At 42.7% G+C, this 6,072-nt stretch carries 4 protein-coding genes; all 4 read left to right on the top strand.

Annotation, left to right across the window (positions count from 1 at the left end; translation table 11 throughout):
* The first annotated feature begins 108 nt into the window (after nucleotides 1-108).
* The 4 genes from H6G08_RS19770 to H6G08_RS19755 all read left to right on the top strand — a co-directional run bounded on the left by H6G08_RS19770 (nucleotide 109) and on the right by H6G08_RS19755 (nucleotide 5,969).
* Nucleotides 109-888, top strand: a complete 780-nt coding sequence (locus tag H6G08_RS19770; protein WP_190545982.1) for a hypothetical protein — start codon at nucleotides 109-111, stop codon at nucleotides 886-888.
* Nucleotides 885-2,759 carry a ligand-binding sensor domain-containing protein gene (locus H6G08_RS19765; RefSeq protein WP_190545980.1) on the top strand — a complete coding sequence of 625 codons (1,875 nt, stop codon included), beginning with the start codon at nucleotides 885-887 and terminating at the stop codon, nucleotides 2,757-2,759. The genes H6G08_RS19770 and H6G08_RS19765 overlap by 4 nt, the downstream gene beginning before the upstream one ends.
* Nucleotides 2,760-2,788: 29 nt before the next feature.
* On the top strand, nucleotides 2,789-4,576 hold the full coding sequence (locus tag H6G08_RS19760) for an Hsp70 family protein (protein WP_190545978.1): 1,788 nt from the start codon (nucleotides 2,789-2,791) through the stop codon (nucleotides 4,574-4,576).
* A gap of 76 nt (nucleotides 4,577-4,652) precedes the next feature.
* Complete coding sequence (locus tag H6G08_RS19755) at nucleotides 4,653-5,969, top strand: clostripain-related cysteine peptidase (protein WP_190545976.1); 1,317 nt, start codon at nucleotides 4,653-4,655, stop codon at nucleotides 5,967-5,969.
* Nucleotides 5,970-6,072: the final 103 nt, after the last annotated feature.

Genomic DNA, 6,072 nt, shown 5'->3' with positions numbered 1-6,072 from the left:
GTTATTACCCGAAACTTCAGAAACCTTTATCTACCTTGCTATGATCCGTATTATGGTGAGGCGGCTAGCATAAAATTTGACCCCTAAAAACTTTTCAAACACCCTCTAATGACAAACTACCCATCTACCTCAGCAATAACTCAAGCAGAATTAGATAAGTTACTGACGCAACTGCAACAACTGCGCTCCTCAATTACTACTGCACGGGAAACAATTGCACCACTAGAAACAAATCTCGCAGCAGCTTACAACGAATTTCAGGCAGTTGTTGGTACATTACGTCGCCAGTCGATGCGCTTACAAGCAGAAATTGCCTCCCTTCGCAGCCAAATTCAACGTTTCACCCAGGATGAAGACGATACGCAACAGCAAGATGTCGCAACTGATAATTTTCTCTACCAGGAAGAACAAACAACAGAATTTAGCCTCAAAGACCCAGAAGCAATTGATAAAGATATGCTACTGGAGCATATTTTTCGGTTACTAGATCCTGATGTCAATGCTGAGGATGCAGAGTTACTGGCCAATCTCCAGGGTTTATGTAGCGATGCTACCGTCAGTTTAGGCGATGTTTTGGAAGAATTACCTTGGGGAATAGTTTGGACAACTCGTAACTCCCAAGAAAACTTAACACAGCAATATCAGCGTCTGAAGATTTGGGAGGGAGCGTTAAACCGACAGCTACAAAATTTAAAGCAAGCAACAGAACGTTTGTATAAAGATGCACGTTATGGACTTTGGCGACAACAGCAAAAAAGTCCAGAACACTGGCATAATTTTCTCAATCAATGTATTGAACAGCAGCAAGACCAGAATTACGAATTGCAAGCTGAGTTAGACAAATTAAAAGAGGAGTGGGGGCGTATTACCAGCACCAATAAATTATGAGTAGTAAAGACTACCAACTTAATTTACCTGTACCAGTAGGGGGAGAAGATTTGCCCATCCCCGTTGCTGATGCTGCACCGCAACAAGAACAACCCAGTGATAAAGCTTTTTTGGAGTGGGGTAACTTAGTTAGTCAGCGTCATGTCCGTCACTTAGCTTTTGACCTGACACAAGAAAATTTATGGTTGGCGACTGGGGGAGGGATACTGCACTGGAAGCTGGAATTAAATCGATTTGTGAGATACACCAGCGAACATGGTTTGCCAGGTAACTCAGTGTTAGCAGTTAGCGTAGATGGTATGGGTCAAGTTTGGGCTACTCACGAACAATTTGGAATTTATTATCTAAAAAATGATACTTGGCGACCTTACCGCATTCTGGGCGAGGTAAAGGTAAGTTGTTTGACCCTGGACTCTACTGGTAGACTTTGGGCTGGAACTGCTAGCGGTCTTTATGCTATCAACACTCCAGACCGCAAACCCGCTATCGAATTACCCCCGGCTGGTTTTCCTCCGAGAGTAATGTCTATTGTTGACGAAAATGATATTTGGCTGTGCAATGCTCAAGGCGTTTATAATTACAAAAATGCTAGTTGGATGCGTACCAGCGACAGTGTGCAGCCGGATGTTCTCACGCTAGCTCGTCAAGGTGAAAACCTGTGGTTAGGCACTTTTCGCGGACTGGTACGCATTGACTTATCAACGAACAAACTACACAAAATTAATACTACATATCCTGGTGAAGTTACTGCCCTAGCTCCCCATCCGCAAGGAGTTTGGGTAGCTTGTGGCGGACAGGTGGGTTTAGCAACAGAAACTGGTTGGACACCCTTGACAGAAAAGCAATTTAATGCACCTATTACCAGCTTGCTAGCAGGTAGCGATCATCAAGTATGGATTGGTACTCATGATGGACTCTTACGCGGAGAGAAAAAACAAATATTTTTGCACTTAACGGACAATCCCCCTGATGTCATTGGGTTAGCTTCCCGCGAAAAATCTCCACCCACTTTCAGCAGTTTAGTGCAAGCACTATCAGTGCAACAATTTGCAGACCGTTCTATTTTATGGATAGGGACGGCACAGGGCTTATTTCGTTATGACTTATTTACCGAAAGTTGGCGACGCTATGGAAAACTTGCTAGCCAAGATATCCGCGCTATCATCACCAGCCAAGACCAAGAAACTGTTTGGGTTGCGAGTTGGAATAGTGGTTTACATAGCTTAAAACAGCAGAATGAACTGCAAACCGCTCCCAATATTTCAGAGCCTATTTTAACCCTAACTATTGGAAGCGATCGCTACTGGGCAATTGGCTTAGATGGTCTTTATCACTACAAAGATTCAGCTTTGTTACAAGTAATTTCCAACAAGGAATTACCCGTTAGGGGATGGCTGCAAGCAATTACCCAAGCTGTTACAGACCATGTTTGGCTGGGTACTTCAGCAGGATTGTTGTTATATAAAACTGATACAAAACGACTGATCCCCATTACTGGTAACTTAGGTAGTGCAGATGTGCGATCGCTACTAGCAATTAATAGAGATGAATTAGAACAGGTTTGGGTGGGTACAAGTCAGGGGTTATACATAGGCAATGTTGACAACTGGGAACCAATACCTGAGCTTGACAATCGACTCATAACAGCTTTGATATGGGATAAGAACAATAGCAGTTTATGGGTTGGGACAGATAAGGGGCTATTTTGTTTACTGAGTCAAGGCAATAGATGGAAAATTAACGAATTTAACATCCACAATAGTGGCTTAGGGGCAAATCGAGTTATAGCACTGGCCATCAGCACTGGTGAAGATAAAGAGACTAAATTATGGGTAGGTACAGCTTGTGGTTTAAGTTGCTACACATATTAAAAAATCTAAAATTAAAAGGGGAGTAGACAGTGAGTGAGGTAGATGTTTTAGGGATTGATTTAGGGACAACTAATTCAGCCATTGCCATTTGGGAACCAGACACAGGAAAAGCGAGAGTTTTATCCAACTCAGAAGGCGATCGCCTCACTCCCTCCGTTGTCATGTTTGATACCCAAACAAATCAACACATTGTTGGTAAATCAGCATTAAGTTGTATTACAACTCACCCTAGTGAAGTCATCTACTCCGTAAAACGCTTTATGGGCTGTACCTTTCGTGATGAACGGGTACGTAACGACCAAACTCAAGTTACCTATAATATCGCCGAAATGCAGCAGAGCAAAGTTGCTATTCTTGTAGGCGAAGAAACTTTTACACCTCCGCAGATTTCTGCTCAAATTTTGCGTAAGCTGAAGGAAGATGCTGAAGCAACTTTAGGTAAAACAATCTCCCAAGCTGTGATTACTGTTCCGGCTTATTTTAGTGAATCTCAGCGTCAGGCAACAAAAGAAGCTGGAGAATTAGCTGGTTTGCGAGTTCCGCGAATCATTAATGAACCAACTGCTGCGGCTTTAGCCTTTGGTTTGGGTACAGAACCCCAAACCGTAGCAGTGTATGACTTGGGTGGTGGTACATTCGATATCTCAATTCTGCGGATTGAAAAGGGTTTGTTTCGGGTAAAGGCTACTAGCGGCGATACCCATTTAGGTGGGGATGATTTTGATTTGGAAATTGTCACATGGCTGAAAGCTGCGTTTCAGCAGCAGCATGGTGTAGATTTATCTATTGAGCAAGATAGTGGCGTGCGATCGCAGTTACGCAAAGCCGCAGAAGCTGCCAAAATTGCTTTAACTAAAAGTACAGAATATCAAGTTAGCATTCCCAATCTTTTCACCATAGAAAGCCAGTGTTTGGGGCTAGAAGCAACATTAACTCGGACTGAGTTAGAAAAACTTGTGCAACTTTTGATCAACCGCACCTTAGATATCTGTGATGCGACTTTAAAAGAAGCAAAGTTGGAAGCTACAGATATTGATCAAGTGTTATTGGTTGGTGGACAAACCAGATTACCTGCTATCAAAGAAGCATTACGCGATCGCTTCGGTTGGAAAATCAATGATTCTGTCAATCCAGATGAAGCTGTAGCTAGAGGTGCGGCGGTACTGGGCGCAAGATTATGCGGTTATCTTCGGGATGAGGTGAAACTCTGGGATGTAACGCCTTTGTCTTTGGGACTTGAGTTAGCTAACGGCAAGATGGATGCAATTATTTGTGCCAATGAACCAATACCAGTTACCAAGTGGCGTAAGGGTTCCCAAGCTTTTACTACTCAGCGCGATGGACAAGAAAGTATCCGCTTCCGCATTTACCAAGGTGAACGACCAATTGCCGGGGACAATGAATTTATCGGTGAAGTAGTTCTCAACCTAGCTACTGCACGTCCGGCGGGGGAAGTTCGGGTTAATTGTAAGTTCACAGTTGACCACGATGGCATTCTTCATGTGTTAGCGGAAGATACCAGCACCGATGGACAACCTGTGGAGAAAACGTTTGACCGCTTTTATCGCTTGACTCAGCAAGAGGTAGAAAAGAAGCTGGAAGAAGCGAAAGTGCATGAAAATGAAGACGCTGTAACTAATCGGATTTTTCAGTTAGAAGAAGAGATAACCCGATTGCAACGCGCGATCAATCAAGACAAGTCATCTGATAATTTTTTACTAGAAAATTTAGGAAACTTGCAAGCTGCTATTAATAGCCGCGATGTCAGCCAAGCAGAGGAACTACTTGCCGAACTTAAAAGCAAAATAATCAACTAACAGTTTGTGTAATTTCCGGTAATCGCAGCAATAAATTTGTATAAAAATAAGAAACTTAAATACGAAATTTTGCAACATGACTCACAATGAGCGTCACTGGACTGTGATGGTTTACATGGCTGGGGACAACGGTAAGGTTTTCGAGCAACTTCAAGGTAAACGCTTGATGGCCCCGATGGAAGCACAAGGCTATCAAGACATTGCAGAAATGGAAGCAGTTGGCTCTACACCAGAAGTGGCTGTGTTAGTGCAGTTCGATACTCTTTCTGATAGAGAACACACATACCGCATATATATTCGCCCTTCAGAAGAACCCAGGCAAATTGAGAATATCCCAGAGCAGAATATGGGCGATCCTCGCTCCTTACGGGACTTTATTGTTTGGGGAATTGAGAATTATCCGGCAGAAAACTATGCGGTGATTTTGTGGAATCACGGTACTGGCTGGAAAGAAGACGATATTTATGCTTTTGCGCGCTCGCGTGGTGTTGAAATTCAGGCAAGTCAGGATGAAGTGCGATCGCTTACCCGAAATCATCAACGGTTGTCTCGTGCTTTTTTCCTTTCGTCAATTACGGAAGTGCTGCAACTGGAGGATGAAGATTCGCGGGCGATCGCATTTGATGATTCATCATTAGATTTCCTAGATAATGCCAAACTTCAGCAGGCTTTTCAGGAAGCCGAAGCAATTACAGGTAAAAAAGTTAGCTTAATTTGTATGGATGCCTGTTTAATGGGCATGGTAGAAGTAGCTTATCAGCTGCGGGCTAATGCTAATTATATGGTTGCATCGCAAGAGGTAGAACCCATAACAGGTTATCCGTACACAGCAATTTTGCAGAATTTAACCGCCTATCCAGAAATGACATCAGAGATGTTGGCAAAGTTAATTGTACAGGAGTATGGGCGTTACTACGAAGGAGAATCGCGGGGTAGTGTAACTCAGATTACCCAATCAGCAACAAATTTGAAAGTGGTTGAGAAACTAGCGGAGGCGTTGGGAAGATTGGCGGATGTTTTGCATCAATTGCTGACAGACGAAGATATTTATGCTGAGAATGCTCTTTACAATGCTCAACGTAAAGCGGTGCGTTTTAAAGATAGTGACTTTGTAGACTTGTATGATTTTTTAAAAGTTTTACGGGATAGATATGCTGGGGAAAGTAATGTATTGACTCAAGTCATTTCTGAAGTGATGGATTTGATGATTGTTGAAGTTGAACCGCAGTTAATTTTGGCAAATGTGACTTCAGGGGTGAGATTTAAACGTGTGAAGGGTTTGTCGATTTATTCGCCAGTTAGAGGTTATTGTCCGTTTTATGAGAAATCAGAATTTGCTGGTTATGGATGGGGACAGCTTATTCGGTTTCATAACCATGTGGATGAAGAGTAAAGGTTTGTATGTCAAGAGTTATTAACAGGTGGGGCATAAAAAATTAAGCTTCCTAATGCCAAGTATTTTGTAGTTAATCGCTGTTAATTTGGTATATATTAAC

The organism is Calothrix anomala FACHB-343 (assembly GCF_014696435.1).
GTDB lineage: Bacteria > Cyanobacteriota > Cyanobacteriia > Cyanobacteriales > Nostocaceae > Aulosira > Aulosira anomala_A.
The sequence above is the reverse complement of the archived record's forward strand: the minus strand, read 5'-3'. Positions and strand labels throughout refer to the sequence as shown.

Excerpts from the sequence above, each read along its gene's own strand:
- H6G08_RS19755 (WP_190545976.1), top strand. The coding sequence starts at position 4,653 with ATGACTCACAATGAGCGTCACTGGACTGTGATGGTTTACATGGCTGGG.
- H6G08_RS19770 (WP_190545982.1), top strand. The coding sequence starts at position 109 with ATGACAAACTACCCATCTACCTCAGCAATAACTCAAGCAGAATTAGAT.
- H6G08_RS19765 (WP_190545980.1), top strand. The coding sequence starts at position 885 with ATGAGTAGTAAAGACTACCAACTTAATTTACCTGTACCAGTAGGGGGA.